Raw genomic sequence first — 15932 nt, 5'->3', positions numbered from 1 at the left:
CGGTGCGGGCAGGCACCGTGCCTCCCGTTTCGTCGGTGGTCGCGTCCGCGGCGCGGGGGACGCGGGTTCGTGTCCGCGCGGTGACGGTTCTGGTTCAGGATCCCCGGGGATCGTGAACCAGAACCGTCAGGAGTGCCGCAGGACGGGATCCCCGCTCGTGCACAGCGCCGTAGGATCAGAGCAGGGGAGTCGCGGAGAACCGGGGGAGTCGAGCGTGAGTGCACCGATCTGGCTGATCGCGATCGGCGGGGTGTTCGTCGTCCTCGGCGGACTGGCGTACGCCGGACTCTGGCGGTCGTGGATGCGGCGGAGTACACCGTCGATGCCCTTCGGCTTGTTCTGGCTCGGGCTGGCGCTCGCCTGCGAGGGCGTCGCGGCGTTCTGCTGCAACGGGCCTGTGGTGCTCGCCCTCGTCCTGATGGTGGCGTTCGTGCTGTGCGGCGTGCTCGGGATGTGGTTGCTGTTCGGCGGTGCACGGTGGGCCACACCGCGGTGGTCGCGACGGGCGGCTCGCCGATGACCCGGCACGTGCCGTGGGACCCCTGGCCTGACGTCCGCTGGGATGCTCTGGCCATCGTCGACGGTCTCGTGTTCGAGGTGCCGGAAGGGTGGACGGCCCGTCCGGTCGAACCGGGCATCCGGCTTGAGCGCGACGACCACGCGGTGTCCATCGACGTGCGGTCCTTCTCCGGTGATCCGACGGCGGAGGTCGTCCGGCGACTTCGGGACCGACCGGACGCCCTGGTCCTCGAATCCACGGACGACCGGGTCCTCGTCGCCCTGCCCGAACCGGACGACGTCGTCATCCGTGATCTCCGGTTCCTCCGCGAACTGCAGGTCCGGATCGCGGTCGGGTGCTCCGCCCGTGACTGGCCTGGAGCCGGCGCGGTCGTCGACGGGCTGCTCGACTCGCGGTGGCGCCGTCCCCTCGACGAGCCGCCGGCCGGGAACGCAGCGCTCGCCGCAGCCGCCGGCCCGGGGCCGACCCTGCCGTGGCGCACTCCGGACGGGGTGCTCGACCAGCTCGTGCGGTTCCGCGACCGCGGCCTGGTGCCCGCAGCGGCGCGACGCTCGGGCCCCGGGGTCGTCGCGCGAGAGCTCGGGTTCGTCGGGCGGTTCGGCGGCCTCACCGACAAGGGCGACGAACTCGTCAGCCCGGTGGTCGATCACGATGCGCTGCTCGTCGTCGAGTCGAGCGACCCCGCGAGCGACGCTCCGCCACTGAGCTGGGCGTGCTGGATGCAGGGCCAGAAGTGCGTCGTGCGTGTCGGCCACGAGGACGGTTCGGAGTCGCTCGGTGTCGTTCGTCCAGGCTCCCTCGTGGCACACCTGCTCCGGTGGCTCGACGTCGATCCCGTCGACTCGGTCGGTGTCGGCGAGCCGGTGACGATCACGACGGCGCAGTACGAGGACCGCTCCGGTCCGTGCCCCAGCGACGTCGAGTGGTTCCAGCGCGCCTGGGCCGCACCGCGGTGGCGGTCCGTGAACGGCTGGAGCCACCAGGCCGGGAAGGGCGTCCACGGGCTGCTCGTTCCGGGTGTGGGTGCGCTGACGAGGGAAGGCGGTGACGGAACGATCACCCTGCGTCCGGAGCGCACCGCGGTGGTCGTTCGGGGTGCTGTCGAGGGAGTGAACGCGTTCGTTGGTCTCACCGACGGCGCCCGGCCGCAGCGCTGATCAGGGGAGGAGCTGGAGCTCCATTGCCCGGGTCACCGCACGGGTGCGGTCGTTCACGCCGAGCTTCTCGAACACGTGGCCGAGGTGCGTCTTCACCGTGGCCTCGCTGAGGAACAGGGCGCGGCCGATCGCCGGGTTGCTGTTGCCCTGGGCGACGAGGCGCAGGACGTCGAGCTCGCGCGGGGTCAGGCTCGGGCCGGCCGCGGCCGGAAGGGCGCCCGTCGCTCGGCGGACGAGCGCTGCGGCCGCGGAGGGCGCGAGCGCCGTCTCGCCCCGTGCCGTCGCCCGGACGCCGGCGAGGATCTCGGACTCCGGGGCGGCCTTGAGCAGGTAGCCGGTGGCACCGGCCTCGATGGCGGCGAGGATCTGGTCGTCGGACTCGTACGTGGTCAGGATCAGGACGCGGACGCCGGGTTCAGCGGCGAGGATCTCCGCCGTCGCCGCATCGCCGTCGAGCACGGGCATCCGGAGGTCCATGAGCACGACGTCGGGGCGTTCGGCCAGTGCCACGGTCACCGCGGCGCGGCCGTCACTGGCCTGGCCGACGACCTCGACGTCGTCGGCGTCCTGCAGCAGGGCCACGATGCCCGACCGGACGATCGGGTGGTCGTCGGCGACCACGACGCGGATCACGGGGTCACCTCTGCCACGGGGTGACGATCAACGGCCTGGAGGCTCGGCTCGGGTCCGGTGGGCAGGCTCGCGTCGACGACGGTTCCCCGGCCCGGGGTGCTCGTGATCGTGCAGGCACCGCCGGACAGCGCCAACCGTTCGTAGAGACCCCGGAGACCGTGCCCGGCCGTGGGGACGCCGGTGTCGAAGCCGACGCCGTCGTCGGTCACGCGGACGCCGACGCGTTCGCGCGCGTGCTGCAGGACGATGCGCACGGAGCCGGCATCGGCGTGGGCACGGACGTTCGCGAGGGACTCCTGGACGACCCGGAGCAGCACGACCTGGGCGTCGCGGTCGAGCGGGCCGTCGGTCGCGTCGACGGCAACGGGTGTGCCGGTCTCGCGGGTGTACCGCTCGGCCAGGCGGTGCAGGGCGCCGGCCAGGCTGCCGCTCGTGGCACCGGCGACCCCGGCGGCGATGAGGGCGCGGGAGTCCTCGAGCGCCGCTCGTGCCGACCACTCGAGGACCGCCAGTCGTTCGTCGAGCGCGGCACCGCGGTCGTTCGCCAGGTCCTTGCGGGCACGTTCGGTGAGCATGACGATGCCGGCGAGGTTCTGCGCGACGGTGTCGTGGATCTCGCGGGCCAGGCGCTCCCGTTCGCTCGCGACTCCCGCGCTGCGGTGGGCCTCGGCAAGGGAGTCCTGCGTGGCGCGGAGTTCGTCGAGGAGTTGGCGGCGCTCCTCGGACAGGCCGGCGACGCTCGAGATCCACACGCCCATCGCGCACGCGCCGATCACGCTGATGCCCTCGATGAGCACGGTGCTGACGAGGGTGTCCGGGCCGCCGGAGACCTGCAGGCTGATGCCGCTCGCGACGCCGACCGCGACCGAGAGCAGGACGGCGGTGCGGACCCGTTCGGACTGCACCCAGACGAGCGGGAACGCGATGCACTGCACGAACGCGGTGCTCGGCACGACGGCCGGCAACACCAGGGCGGCGACGAGGACCAGCGGCAGGAAGGCCGCTGCGGCACGGGGGCTGTCGTAGCCGCGGTGGCCGAACACGGCGTAGGCGACGACGAGCACCACGACCGCGGTGTAGGCGGGCCAGCGGATCGACCACGGGGACCACCCGAACACGGTGATCACGGCGGTGAGGAGCATCGTGGCCGCGAAGAAGACGAGCAACCACCGGTTGCGCATCCACGTCTCGCCGCTCATGTGCCCAGCATCCCACCAGCGGGGCGCCATCAAGCGTCCTTGCGGTTCCAACGGAACGTCAGCAGGCAGGCCACCGTGCCCAGGACCAGCCACGCTGCCAACACGAGGGCTCCGAGGCCGAGGTGCCACGCGCCTCCCGGCTCACCCGACTCGAACGCACCGGGCAGGAAGACGGAGCGCATGCCGGACGCCATCCAGCGCAGGGGGAAGACGGACGCGACGTCCTGCAACCAGGTGGGGAGCTGGGTGAAGGGCAGGTAGACGCCGGAGATGAACTGCAGCACCAGCACGATCGGGACGATGGTGGCGGTGGTGCGCCGGCCCTCGCGGGGGAGCGCCGAGACCGCGATGCCGAGGACGCAGCTGGTGGCGATGCCGAGGACCATCACGCCGGCGAAGACGCCCCAGCTGCTCGCGTCGGTCGGCAGGTCGACGCCGAACACCAGGCTCGCGATCGCCAGCAGCAGTGCGGTCTGCACGAGCGTGGTGACGAGGACCATGCCGATCTTGCCGACGAAGTACGACAGGACCGGCAGGGGCGTGCCGCCGAGGCGCTTCAACGTGCCGTCGCTGCGCTCGCCGGCGATGTCGACGCCGAGGGACTGCGTGCCGGAGAGCAGGATGCCCGTCGCGACCAGGCCGGGCAGGTAGTAGGTGGCGTAGTCGACGTCGACCGGTTGGCCGTTGCTCGCGACGGCACGGATGGGGTCGGCGTCGGCGAAGGCGACCGAGAAGAGCGCCAGCATGATGATGGGGAAGAGGAACGTGAAGAACACCGCGTCGGGGGCGCGGAAGTAGGAGCGAATCTCGTAGCCGATGCGGCTGGCGCTCGTGCGCGCTGTGGTGTTCATCGCTGTCCCACCATGTCGAGGTAGACGTCCTCGAGGGACGGACGGATGACTTCGAGGTCGTGCATGGGCGTGGTGCTGCTGCGGATGAGTGCCGTCGGGTCGATCGTGCGCTCGTCGTGGTGGTCGCCGTCGTCGTCACGCCAGCGGACCCGGGGTGTGCGGGCCTCGGCGCCGCCGATCTCGTCGATGGGTGCGAGGTCGAGGAGCTTCCCGCCGGCGATGACCGCGGCACGGTCGGCGAGCTGCGCGGCTTCGTCGAGGTAGTGCGTGGTGAGCAGGATCGTCGTGCCCTCGTGCTGCACCTGGCGCAGGAGGTCCCAGAACTGCCGGCGGGCCTCGGGGTCGAAGCCCGTGGTCGGTTCGTCGAGGAACAGGACCTCGGGTCGGCCGATGATGCCGAGGGCGACGTCGACGCGGCGGCGCTGGCCACCCGACAAGCGGCTGATGCGGGTGTTGCGCTGCGTCTCGAGCCCCGTCGCGGTGAGGAGCTCCTCGACGCTGCGGTGCTTCGGGTAGAGCGTCGCGAAGTGGTTCAGCTGCTCGGCGACGGTGACGTTCGGGGACTCCGCGCTGGTCTGCAGAACGATGCCGATGCGTGCGTTGTGGCTGCGGCTCGTCCGTGCCGGGTCGTGACCGAGGACGCGGACCTCGCCGGCGGTGCGGGAGCGGTACCCCTCGAGGATCTCGACCGTCGTGGACTTGCCGGCACCGTTGGGGCCGAGCAGAGCGAAGGTCTCGCCGCGTTCGATCGTGAAGGAGACGTCGTCCACGGCGCGTTTGCCGGTGGCGTACTGCTTGCCGAGGTGCTGGACCTGGATGGCGGGGGACTCGGGCATGGGTCCAGCTTCGCCGCCGGGTTGATGTGGGGGATCGACCGGGGCGGTGGTCTCGGCATCGTCCGATCGGGGGATGGCATGACCGTGCCCGCCGATCGTGGCGATCGGCGGGCACGGTCGGGCAGAGCGATCAGCCGATGCTCGGGCTCGCGGTCATACCGACATCGCCCGTGTGGGCGAAGCCGTCGGTGCCCGCGGTCCCGACCCACGTCCACAGTGAGCCGGTGTTGGCCTGCACGGCGACGGCGACGTCACCGCCGACGGTGTCGACGGCCGGGCTGGTGCCGACCTTCATGCCGACGCCAGCGGTGTGTGCGAAGCCGGCGTCACCGGGCGCACCGCGCCAGGTCCACAGGTCACCGGTGTTGGCCTGCGCTGCGACGGCGAGCTGCGAACCGACCAGGGTGATGGACGGGTTCGTGCCCGCCTTCATGCCCAGTGCGGTCTCCTTCGCGAGACCCGTCGTGCGCGGCGTCCCGCTCCACACCCAGAGCTTCCCGGTGTTCGCCTGCGCCGCGACTGCGATGGTCGAGCCGTTGACGCGCGTGACCGACGGGCTCGTGCCGTCCTTCATGCCGAGACCGGTGTCGGCTGCGGTGCCCTTCTGGGCTGCGGTGCCGTACCAGGTCAGCAGCTTGCCGCTGTTCGCCTGGAACGCCACGGAGACGCCGCTGCCGACGGTCGTGATCGACGGGTTCGTGCCGGCCTTCATGCCGTAGCCGGTGGACATTGCGGTCCCGGCCGATCCGGGCGTCCCCGTCCAGGTCCAGAGCTCGCCGGTGTTGGCCTGGAACGCGACCGCGTACTGGCCCCCACCGAGCGAGGCGATCGCCGGACTCGTGCCGAGCTTCATGCCGACGTTCGCCGAGCCTGCGGTCCCCGTCTGCCCGGCCTTGCCTCGCCACGTCACCAGGGAGCCGTCCGGCGCCGCGAACGCGGCAGCGGAATCGGAGCCGGTCGAGGCGATGGCGGGAGACGTGCCCTCCTGAACGGCTCGCCCGGAGTTCGCGGCGAAGCCTTCACTGCCCGCCTCCCCGGTCCACGTCCACAGCGTGCCGGTGTTGGCTCGGACAGCGACGTGCGACTGGACGATCGTGCCCGGGAAGTTCGGGAACGACCACGGGATCGGTGTGCCCTGGGTGACGATCCGCTTGCAGGTGAAGTAGTCGTTCAGGCCGTTCTGGCTCGTTCCGTCGCGCTTCACCTCGAAGTGCAGGTGGTTGCCGGTCGAGTTGCCGGTGGTCCCCACCGAGCCGATCCGCTCGCCCTTCGTGACGGTCTCCCCGACCGAGACGAGCGGGCTGCCGTTGATCATGTGTCCGTAGAGCGTCTGGTAGCCCGCGCCGTGGTCGATCACCACGTAGGTTCCGTAGCCGGTCGTGGCCGAGCTGTTGATGACCGTGCGGACCGTACCGGCCGCGCCCGCGACGATCGACGAACCCCCGGAAGCGGCGATGTCGATGCCGGAGTGCGGAGTGCCATTGCAGTGGGCTCCCACGTACCCGGTCACCTCTCCGGACGTCGGCACGATGACGTCCCCCGTTGCCGCCTGCGCTGGTGCCACAGCGATCAGGCTCAGTCCGGCTGCCAGAGCAACCGTCGCCGACAAGGCGAGAATCTTCTTCATGTGTTTCCCCTCAACGACCGCCGACGGTGGCGGTCGGTGGAACTCTCGCAGGGAGTAGAACAACATTTCCACCCCCCGATCGGGCCGAGGGGTCTGCGGGGCGTCGGTACTGGTTCGCGATCGTCGGGGATCGTGAACCGGAACCGTCAACGCTTCAGTACTGCGGACGGATCCAGTCCGTCGGTTGCACGAAGCGGGCGCGGGGCAGGACCTCGTCCGGCTCGGCGGTCCGCACGCTCCTGATGATCGTGGCCTCGCCGTGCTCGTACGAACGGCGGGCGATGCCGTCGCGCTCGTCGATCACCAGCGTCGAGCGGAACGCCGGGTCCTCGCCGTACTCGAAGGTCACCAGGATCGAGCGCTCGCCGATGTGCTGGATCAAGATCGGGTGGAAGTCGTCCGTGGCGCGGCCCCACCGGAGCATCAGATCGGGCACGGCCATCCGGACGACGGGGGACGAGACCATGCTCCGGGCGAACGACACCTCGATCGGGCCGTCGTCCGGCTCGTGCAGCACGCCGTCGCGGTAGGAGACCGGCTTGGCACGCTGGCGGACGAGTGTCCAGGTCTGTGCGGGCTCGTCTATGTCGACGCGGAACTGCGAGTACTTCTGCCGGGACTCCTGGTGGATGCCCTCGAGGACGTACCGGGCGGGTCGACGGAGGGCGGCGAGCTCCTCGGCGATCGCGGGACCGTCGGACCGGGTGAGGAGCTCGTCGAAACGCACGGTGCCAGCATGGCGCACCACGGGCCGTGGACCGCCCCCCTGACGGGCTGGAGGCGCGAGGCGGGGTGGTGCCGGGCCTCCAGGCCGTGGGGTGTCGCGTCAGGTTGCGTCAAGCAACGTGCGCGTAGACCGGGAGGATGCAGGTCGTCGGAGTCGAACAGTTCGGAGGGCCCGAGGCCCTCGCCGTCCACGAGGTGCCGGAGCCGCACGCCGGTGCGGGATCCGTGCGGATCCGGGTGCAGGCGTTCGCCGTGAACCCGACCGACACCGGGGTTCGTGCCGGGCAGCGGGACAGCTCACAGGCCTCGCCGCCGTACGTGCCGGGAATGGACGCCGCCGGCGTCATCGACGAAGTCGGGCCCGACGTCACCGGATGGCAGGTCGGCGGCGAGGTCATGGCGATCGCGCTGCCGCTCAGCACTCACGGTGGCGCCTACGTGCAGGAGCTCGTCGCGCCGGTGGGGTCGTTCACGCGGATCCCTCGCGGGGCGTCGATCGAGGCCGCGGCGACCGTGCCCATGAACGGGCTGACGGCGTTGCAGATCCTGTCGCACGCCTCGCTCGCGCCGGGGCAGACGCTCGCCGTGACCGGGCCACTGGGCTGCTCGGGAACTACGTTGTGCAGCTGGCGAAGGCCGCCGGGCTGACCGTGATCGCGGATGCTGCTCCGGCCGACGAAGCACTCGTCCGGTCGCTCGGGCCGGACCACGTGGTGCCGCGCGGTGCTTCCTTCGATTCCGCTGTCCGGGAGCTCGTGCCGGACGGGGTCGATGCGCTCGCCGACGCCGCCGTGCAGCGGGACGAGGTGGTGGAAGCCGTTCGCGACGGGGGAGTCTTCTTCGACGTGCGGGGGTGGCAGGGCAACGGGGCTCGGGGGATCGGGTTCGTGCAGGTGATGGTGTTCTCGGAGTACCGGTCGTTCGACAGGCTCGAGCAGCTGCGGCACGCGGTGGAGAGTGGGACGTTGACGCCGCGGGTGGCGGAGGTGCTGCCGGCTGCTCGGGCTGTGGAGGCACATGAGCGGTTGGAGGCCGGGGGGACGCGGGGGCGGTTCGTGTTGACTTGGTGAGTTGAAGACGTGGTGATGGACGGGAGGCGCGGTGCCGGGTGGTGCCGTGCCTTCCGTCCGTTAGTCGGCCGCTGCTACTGCTCGGCTCCTGTCGGGAGCCAGTTCAAGGGCTTATTCGCTCGGCGTCGGGGACTTCCGCGAGCGGAAGAGGCCGGCGACCTTGCCACCCACCGCATCAGCGGCTCCGGCCACCCGGCCGCCGACCTGCTTCGCCGCAGTGAGCGCCTGCGCTTCATCGGGCACCCCGTCGCCGTCCAGATCGACTCGCCGGAAGACCCGGGTGGCGGTGCTCGCCGCACCAGAAACACCCGTACCGACTGCTCCAGCAGCCCCACTCACCCAACTACCGGTCGACCGCGCAGCATCTTCCAGCGCTGCCAGGGCGCGGCTCTCGGAAGCCGCATCTTCGGAGTCCGTATCGGCTGAGATCGTGAGGTGTTCTGGGAACGTCTCCGGCGCTTCGGGGAAAGCGCTGCGAGATGACTTCACGACGTCGCGGCCGAACACGAAACGGGCTACTCCGCCCGTCACTGCGCCGACGCCGTACTCGACGGTCGCGCGCTGTTTGCCGGTCATCCCCTCGCTAATCGGGTCGAGCTCGCCGGTCTGGATCGTGCGGACGAGGCTCTGCGCGGCGCCACCCGGCAATGCGTTGGAGAGCGTCGAGGCCCAGTGCGACCAATCGTCCCGACCTGCAGCGATCGCCTGACCGGTGCCCACCGTGCCGCCCGCTGAGACCTCAGCGACGTCATTTGCCATCGCAGCAATCTGCTGCTGACTCACTCGCTCGTTGGTGAGGCCGAGGATCAGCGCCTGCGCCTGGTCCCTGTCGAGGTCCATGTCGTGGAGGTCGGCAAGCGCGAGACCGAAGACTGCCGTGATCTCGAACTGCAGCTGCTGGTCTCCGGCAGGAAGTAGTCGTGCCGCTGCGCCCCGGGCGCCGGTCTGAGCGGCGTTCTTTGCGAGGTTCTTGGCGGCCACCTTCATGGCGCCCTTCGTGCCGGCCTTCGCTGCCTGTGCGCCAGCGCTCTTCGCTCCAGCGACGGCCGGGCCCGCAACGGGAATCGAGGCAATCGCGATGTCCGCTGCGATCGATCCCACCGTGATCGCGGCCCCTGCCGTCGTGATCGACGTCGTGTAGTGGCGTTCGAGCATCTGGACGATGTCTGCGGGAGTGGCCGAAGGGTTTCGACGGCGGAGCCACTTCACGTACTGCCGGGCGAGGGCACGACGGCCGGTCACGGCCTTCGCGATGTTCCGAGTCACGTCTTCCTCGGGGACCTCGGCTTCGAGGGTCACGTCGGCAGCGTCGGGTTCGGTCATGTTCGGTTGTCCTCTTGCGTGAGCCGCGCTCGGGTACGCGGTGTTGGTCGCCATCGTTGCATGTATTGCCGTTGCAGCGGAACAGGAGGATCCGCCATCGAGTCGAGGCGCTTGTCCAGCCGAACTAGGCCGCTACGAGTAACGCAGCCCTGGCCTCAGATAAGCACGTCGACCGCCCAACCCGCGATCGTGCTGGACGCTGAAGTCGCTTGCTGCACCGTGCGTTCGATACCGAGCACGGCTGGGCGGGTGTCCCTCCCCCCGGCGCAAACGGCGGGGCATCTCGATGGAGGCTCTCGACTGCTCCACTGTCCGGGCAGGTCGACGAGCAAAACGAGAAGTCAACGACGCATACTGAGGATTGGTCCGATTAGAGGGTACGATTACGACATGGCTCTCATCAGAAGCGTCCAAGCTGGCCGGCAGACAGTGAAGCCGCACGGCACACAGGTGGACTGCTTCGCTCAGCAGCTCACCGCAGCGGACGGGACGCTCCTAGTACATCTGAGCACTTTCGGATCTGATCATCGAGCCAGTCCTGCGAAGAGCAGTCAGTCCATGCAGTTCGATCGCGAGCGGGCCGCGGACCTGATCGAGCAGTTCGTTACCGTGTTCGGCGACACGGTGCTGCCGAGCCGGCGATCGGGGTCGGACGGTGGAAGCTGACACTCAAAGCGCTCGGCGGGCGGGAAGGTCGGACCAAGACCGTAGGCTACAAGCATGCTGCTTGAGGTGACGACGCCGGAACATACCGCCGAAACGGCCACGGAACAGACGCCGCTCGGCGATGATTTTCTAAGTCAGTATGCGGTTCCTCCTGTTGGACCGAATGCCCTTGGTACGTTCATATCTTTGTATGCGGGCGCAGGGGGCTTGGATATTGGGTTCTCGCTGGCGGGTTTCAAACCTGTGTGGGTCAATGAGCTTGATGCTAACGCTGCGCAAACTCATCGCTCGGCGTTGGGGGTTCTAGCAAAGCAAATGCCTCACCTCGATACTGCGCAGTACGACGAGGTTGTTGGTGATTTGAGTCTACTCGACGACGATCTAGTCCCGAAGAAGGGGGCCGCGGACCTCATCATTGGTGGACCCCCTTGCCAAGGGTTTAGTGTGGGGGGAAAAATGGATCCGCTCGACCCCCGCTCTCGGCATGTGTTCAAGTTCTTAGACATCGTTGCGCGAGTCCAGCCAAAAGCGTTTGTGCTCGAGAACGTAAAGGCGCTGTATAGCAATCGGCGGTGGGCAGGAACTCGAGCAGCCCTCGAGCGACGCGGACGGGGCCTCGGGTACAAGATTCGGACAATTCTGCTGAACGCAGCGGACTACGGCGTACCGCAATCGCGTGAGCGCATGTTCATGATCGGCGTTCGGCAAGATCTTCCTGCCCCAGTAGTTCCTGTGCCAACGACGTCAGAAGGGAAGCTGACTGTGCGAGACGCACTTAGTCAACTCCCACCCTTTGGAAGCGTTGGGAACGACACCTTCTGCGTAGCACAGATCAAAGCGGCGAAAGTGCCCGTTCTGCGCAAGAGCCCGTACGCAGGCATGCTCTTCAATGGGGCCGGGAGGCCTCTCAATCTTGATTCCCCATCCGGGACGCTGCCGGCAACGATGGGGGGTAATCGAACCCCTATCATTGACCAGGACTGGCTTGAAGGAAAGACAACAACTTCATGGGTCGTTGGCCACCACTCCACCCGTCTGAACAATGAGGCTCACGAAGAGGTTCCTGGGAGCCTGCGCCGGCTTACTGTGGAAGAGGCAGCCGCGCTGCAGACCTTCCCCCTCGCAATGACATGGCACGGCCCGGTATCTTCACAGTTTCGACAAATTGGGAACGCAGTTCCGCCAAGGCTCGCGCTTGCGGTCGCGCAGATGCTGCGTGACGTAGTCTTCGTTTGAGTCGGACTCAACCTAGAACGAGATCATGAGCGACGAAAAAGATCCAGTATTGATCGAAATCCGCCCCGATGTGAACATACTCGGCGTACTTCGAAATTTGAATTACAAGCCATGGTTTGCCCTTGCGGAGTTCGTCGACAACGCTGTTCAGAGCTTCGTCGCAAATTCGTCGGAAGGGGACCGTCTCCACGTCTCCATCACGATTGACGGCGACGCAGGCGGGCGTATAGTGATTGCAGACGATGCCTTTGGGATAGCTAAGGAAGACTTCCCCCGGGCATTCCGAGCCGCGGAAGTACCACCTAATCGTTCCGGGCTCTCCGAATTTGGAATGGGAATGAAGAGCGCCGCAACTTGGTTTGCCCGACGTTGGACTGTGAGGACATCTGTCGCCGGTGAAGCTGTTGAGCGAAGCGTGTTCTTCGATATGGATGACATATCGGGGAGAAGGATTGAGCATCTTCCGGTCCGTGAACTACCCGCCGAACGGGATTCGCACTTCACAATCGTCGAACTCACCGACTTGAATCACCTCCCAAGAGGACGCTCGGTCGACAAGATAAAGCGTCACTTGGCTAGCATTTACAGAATGTTCTTACGGGATGGTGACGTTGAACTGCGCTACAACGGCGCAAGCCTCTCTTTCGACGAAGTATCGACGCTGGTAGCGCCGCCGGCCTGGGCCCAGACCGAACCCGCCCGAAGGTGGGAATCAGACATAGATATCCAGCTTGACGATTCCCATCGAGTTTTCGGTTGGGTTGGCGTCCGAGAAAGGGGTAGTACCCGCGAAGCGGGATTGGCCCTGTTCAGGCGTAAGCGGCTGATCATCGGCAGCGATGACGATACATACCGCCCGACAGCTATTTTCGGGGGATCGAACTCTTTCGAGTACCAACGAATATACGGTGAGCTTCGGCTTGAAGGATTCGATGTCTCCTACACAAAAGACGGCATTCAATGGGACGAACTTGAAGATGTCCTTCATGAGAAGCTCGGCCTTGCCCTCAAAGGTGAACCAAACATCATCAAGCAGGCGCGTCAGTACCGAGCATCAAGCGCTAACGCTGATCAGCTACGTACCCTTATTCGCGACGCGAATGAAGTTAGTGGAGATCTCGCGGCACGTGTCGGGTTGACGGAGTCCAATGCCGGGACTACTTCTGAGGACGCCGAGTCCTATACGGTTGAACTCGAGCAAGAAGTTACTTCCGGTGACGGGCGGGCGACGTCCAACACGTCTTTCGCAAACACTGCCCGTATTGTCACGGCCAACCGAGTTTGGATTGTTCGCACTGAGGCCGACGCGATCGCTCCAGCTGTAGATTGGCTGCAACTTACGGGCGATCAGGATGGCCATGACATCCGAACGAATCTTCCCAGCACAATGGTGTCATTGCGGATAGCCCTCGCACATCCCTTCACGCTCGAGTTTCTTGGCGCTCGAGGGGATGGGGCGCGCCCTCTTTTGGCGTTTGCGGGTGCAATTGGTGTTTCTTTAGTAAGAGCCCGTCGTGCGGGGTTGAAATCGACGGCATTTCTCACGTACTTAAATCAACTGTTGTCTACCAAAATCGAGGTCTCAGAATCATGAACCAGGATATCCTGGAGGGTAACGGACTTGCCAAGCCGGCTTCGAAGGCGCTTTGGGATCCTCAGGTCGGTGAGCAAACTTCCCGCTTCACGGCTATTCTCCGGGGTGACGGGGCGTTGCCCGGACAGGCAGTCGACCGAATCGTCGAAGAGGCGTCGGAGATCCTTTCGCACTGTGTTGACCCGCAGGGCGAACCTCGCGTTAATGCTCTCCTGGCTGTGGGGCGCGTTCAGTCGGGAAAGACCATGTCGTTCACGACGGTGTCAACTTTGGCTCGAGATAATGGCTTCGGTGTTGTCATTCTCTTGGTGGGTACGACAGAAAATCTGCGTACGCAGTCCGAGGAGAGAGTTCGACGAGACCTGGGTATCGATAACCTCGAGGCTTCTCGTCACTGGGCGTGGTATTCGAACCCGATGGGTTCCGAGACCCGGGATGCGATTGCAGAAAGGTTGGTATCGTGGCGCATGTATCGTTCTGGCGAGAGCAAGAAGCCTCGACCGACGGTTGTGGTGACGGTTCTGAAGCACCATCAACGCTTGCAGAACCTCGCTGACCTTTTTTCGGAGCTTCAGATTGGTGATGTTCCGGTGCTTGTGATTGATGATGAGTCCGACCAGGCGAGTCTCAATACTGAAGCTCGTCGGAATGCCACACAGGGTCTCCAAGCCGAGAGCGGAACATATCATGCGATTCAGCAGCTTCGCACGGCATTGCCTTATCATTCGTTTCTCCAGTACACGGCGACTCCGCAGGCAAATCTCCTATTGGCCATCTCGGACGAGCTGAACCCGGAGTACGCAACCGTCCTCAAACCCGGGGATGGGTATACTGGCGGGGAATATTTTTTCGTGGAACGAAGTGATTTGCTACGAAAAATTGAGGATTCTGAAGTCTATAATCCGAAAGAGCCGATGCGGGACGTGCCCGAATCTCTCCAGCGAGCGTTCCAAACTTACCTGCTGATCGCAGCTTCCGCCGAGCTCTCCGACGATTACGTCAACCGCTCGATGTTGGTACAGGCTTCTCAGGATCGAGCCCCGCACGCGCAGTACAAGTCGTGGCTTCAAGGACTACAGCAAAGCTGGGCTGAGCTGATGCGTCTGGGGGACGCCGATATTCGCGCAGATTTTCACAAAGCGTGGTCGGACCTCGCCCGCACTTGGTTGGATATTCCTGCCTTCGACGAACTATGGGACGAGCTTGCTGAGGTGTGGTCCCAGCTTAGAGTCGTGGAAGTAAACCACGGGGGAACGGAAGTCGTCTGGAGTGCGGCTCGGTTCTGGGTCCTCGTTGGTGGGCAGAAGCTCGACCGGGGTTTCACGGTAGAGGGTTTGGTCGTTACCTATATGCCGCGCAAGACGGCCGGGGCCGTCGACACCCTTCAGCAGCGAGCTCGTTTCTTTGGATATCGCGAAAGCTATGCTGATCGTATCCGAATTTACCTTCCTGACGACGTCAAGAGGGCCTACGAAGGATACGTACGGGACGAGCGCACGTTGCTAGCCTCCCTGTCGGCCCATCAAGGCTCGCCGCTACGTTATTGGAAACGCGAGTTTATTTTGAGTGGAGGAATGAAGGAGTTGACCCGTTCTTCGGTGCAGGGTCTGAAGACCGAACGACTCTCATTCACTCGAGGTTGGGTGTCTCAACATTCGGTGCCCGCGCCTGCAGCTGCAAGCTACAATCATGCTCGGATGACTGGGCTGTACGACGAATTGCGGGGTGCCGGCTCCACGCAGAACTTCCACGACGTGGCAGATAAAGGATTCGTTGATCTGAGGTCCAGGATGAAGACGGATCAGGTCGCGGTGGAGGTAGGAGTTCAGAAGGTTGCAAGTCTGTTGCTTGATCTTGAACTTGACGGACGAGATCGGCAGATTGCCACTTCCATTGCAACTTGGCTCGCCGGTGCTGCATCGGCCGTCGATGTAGTTTTTGTTAATGAGCTGACCACAGCGGATCAGGTCGGCCGCACGCAGGCCGGGCTTGCGGACACAATCTTTTCGGGTAGGTCTCCCGATAAGGTAACCGAAACAACTCCTCTTCGGTTTTCGGGGGAGCGCTTTCTACGCCGAGCGGCTCACCCGACGCTCCACCTTCGCCAGTTCCGACTTGTGGATTCAAACTACAAGGACATTGGTTCCGTTCCGTGGTTTGCGTTCTACGTCCCGACTAAGCAGTCGAGTCAGGTTGTAGTTGAGGTGCTCGATTGACCGTCGGAACTACAGCCTTTTCCTCAGCTTTCAAGCTACTTTCTTCCTCGAAGATCCCGGTGGGAGCAGAGTTTTTAGCTCAGGCAGCCCCGTTGGGCATCAGCTCTTTCGTAGCGATTGACTCCGACGACACTCACTGGTTTCTGAAGCCGGTGAAGCTCGTGGGGAACGAGCTGCCCCGGCCTGATGTTCGTGTGGGGGGGCAGTTCCGAGTAGTGGAACGCCGGGATCTGAAGTTGACGGATGTCAGTGGTCGAAGTTTTGAGTCGTCCATGTCC

General features: G+C 65.4%; 15 protein-coding genes. 8 read left to right on the top strand and 7 right to left on the bottom strand.

Features of this window, described 5'->3' with window-relative positions:
- Positions 1–214: 214 nt before the first annotated feature.
- Together DEI85_RS10485 and DEI85_RS10480 are read left to right on the top strand one after the other, a co-directional pair.
- On the top strand, positions 215–520 hold the full coding sequence (locus DEI85_RS10485) for a hypothetical protein (protein ID WP_111123883.1): 306 nt from the start codon (positions 215–217) through the stop codon (positions 518–520).
- Positions 478–1677, top strand: a complete 1200-nt coding sequence (locus DEI85_RS10480; protein ID WP_111123884.1) for a hypothetical protein — start codon at positions 478–480, stop codon at positions 1675–1677. The genes DEI85_RS10485 and DEI85_RS10480 overlap by 43 nt, the downstream gene beginning before the upstream one ends.
- On the opposite strand, the gene DEI85_RS10475 is transcribed toward DEI85_RS10480, so the two are convergent.
- From DEI85_RS10475 to DEI85_RS10450, 6 genes are all read right to left on the bottom strand, one after another.
- The gene (locus DEI85_RS10475) at positions 1678–2310 is read right to left on the bottom strand and encodes a response regulator transcription factor (RefSeq protein WP_111091026.1); all 633 of its coding nucleotides are present in this window, start codon (positions 2308–2310) and stop codon (positions 1678–1680) included.
- Positions 2307–3509, bottom strand: a complete 1203-nt coding sequence (locus tag DEI85_RS10470; RefSeq protein WP_181436404.1) for a sensor histidine kinase — start codon at positions 3507–3509, stop codon at positions 2307–2309. Before DEI85_RS10470 ends, DEI85_RS10475 begins: the two co-directional genes overlap by 4 nt.
- 29 nt (positions 3510–3538) lie before the next feature.
- A complete protein-coding gene (locus DEI85_RS10465) occupies positions 3539–4360 on the bottom strand; it encodes an ABC transporter permease (protein WP_111123886.1) in 822 nt (273 codons plus the stop codon).
- Complete coding sequence (locus tag DEI85_RS10460) at positions 4357–5196, bottom strand: ABC transporter ATP-binding protein (protein WP_181436406.1); 840 nt, start codon at positions 5194–5196, stop codon at positions 4357–4359. The genes DEI85_RS10465 and DEI85_RS10460 overlap by 4 nt, the downstream gene beginning before the upstream one ends.
- A 130-nt stretch (positions 5197–5326) precedes the next feature.
- Positions 5327–6823 carry a M23 family metallopeptidase gene (locus DEI85_RS10455; RefSeq protein ID WP_181430151.1) on the bottom strand — a complete coding sequence of 499 codons (1497 nt, stop codon included), beginning with the start codon at positions 6821–6823 and terminating at the stop codon, positions 5327–5329.
- 154 nt (positions 6824–6977) lie between these two features.
- Entirely contained in the window at positions 6978–7550 is a 573-nt protein-coding gene (locus DEI85_RS10450) for a hypothetical protein (protein WP_111123888.1), read from the bottom strand.
- A 251-nt stretch (positions 7551–7801) separates the two neighbouring features.
- On the opposite strand from DEI85_RS10450, the gene DEI85_RS10445 reads away from it, so the two are divergent.
- Both DEI85_RS10445 and DEI85_RS10440 read left to right on the top strand, forming a co-directional pair.
- Positions 7802–8197, top strand: a complete 396-nt coding sequence (locus DEI85_RS10445; protein WP_258376370.1) for an alcohol dehydrogenase catalytic domain-containing protein — start codon at positions 7802–7804, stop codon at positions 8195–8197.
- Positions 8170–8619 (top strand): zinc-binding dehydrogenase, encoded by a 450-nt coding sequence (locus DEI85_RS10440; protein WP_258376371.1) that lies wholly within the window; start codon positions 8170–8172, stop codon positions 8617–8619. The genes DEI85_RS10445 and DEI85_RS10440 overlap by 28 nt, the downstream gene beginning before the upstream one ends.
- A 111-nt stretch (positions 8620–8730) precedes the next feature.
- On the opposite strand, the gene DEI85_RS10435 is transcribed toward DEI85_RS10440, so the two are convergent.
- Positions 8731–9942 (bottom strand): hypothetical protein, encoded by a 1212-nt coding sequence (locus DEI85_RS10435; protein ID WP_111123889.1) that lies wholly within the window; start codon positions 9940–9942, stop codon positions 8731–8733.
- 390 nt (positions 9943–10332) lie between these two features.
- Here DEI85_RS10435 and DEI85_RS10430 point away from each other — a divergent pair, with 390 nt between their 5' ends.
- From DEI85_RS10430 to DEI85_RS10415, 4 genes are read left to right on the top strand one after another with little or no spacing between them, the layout of a single operon-like run.
- On the top strand, positions 10333–10608 hold the full coding sequence (locus DEI85_RS10430) for a hypothetical protein (protein WP_146249009.1): 276 nt from the start codon (positions 10333–10335) through the stop codon (positions 10606–10608).
- 54 nt (positions 10609–10662) lie between these two features.
- Positions 10663–11844 (top strand): DNA cytosine methyltransferase, encoded by a 1182-nt coding sequence (locus tag DEI85_RS10425; RefSeq protein ID WP_111123890.1) that lies wholly within the window; start codon positions 10663–10665, stop codon positions 11842–11844.
- A gap of 25 nt (positions 11845–11869) precedes the next feature.
- A complete protein-coding gene (locus DEI85_RS10420; RefSeq protein WP_111123891.1) occupies positions 11870–13438 on the top strand; it encodes an ATP-binding protein in 1569 nt (522 codons plus the stop codon).
- The gene (locus tag DEI85_RS10415) at positions 13435–15654 is read left to right on the top strand and encodes a Z1 domain-containing protein (protein ID WP_111123892.1); all 2220 of its coding nucleotides are present in this window, start codon (positions 13435–13437) and stop codon (positions 15652–15654) included. The genes DEI85_RS10420 and DEI85_RS10415 overlap by 4 nt, the downstream gene beginning before the upstream one ends.
- Positions 15655–15932: the final 278 nt, after the last annotated feature.

Source organism: Curtobacterium sp. MCBD17_026 (assembly GCF_003234895.2).
Taxonomy (GTDB): domain Bacteria; phylum Actinomycetota; class Actinomycetes; order Actinomycetales; family Microbacteriaceae; genus Curtobacterium; species Curtobacterium flaccumfaciens.
This window is presented reverse-complemented; position numbering and strand designations above follow the sequence as displayed.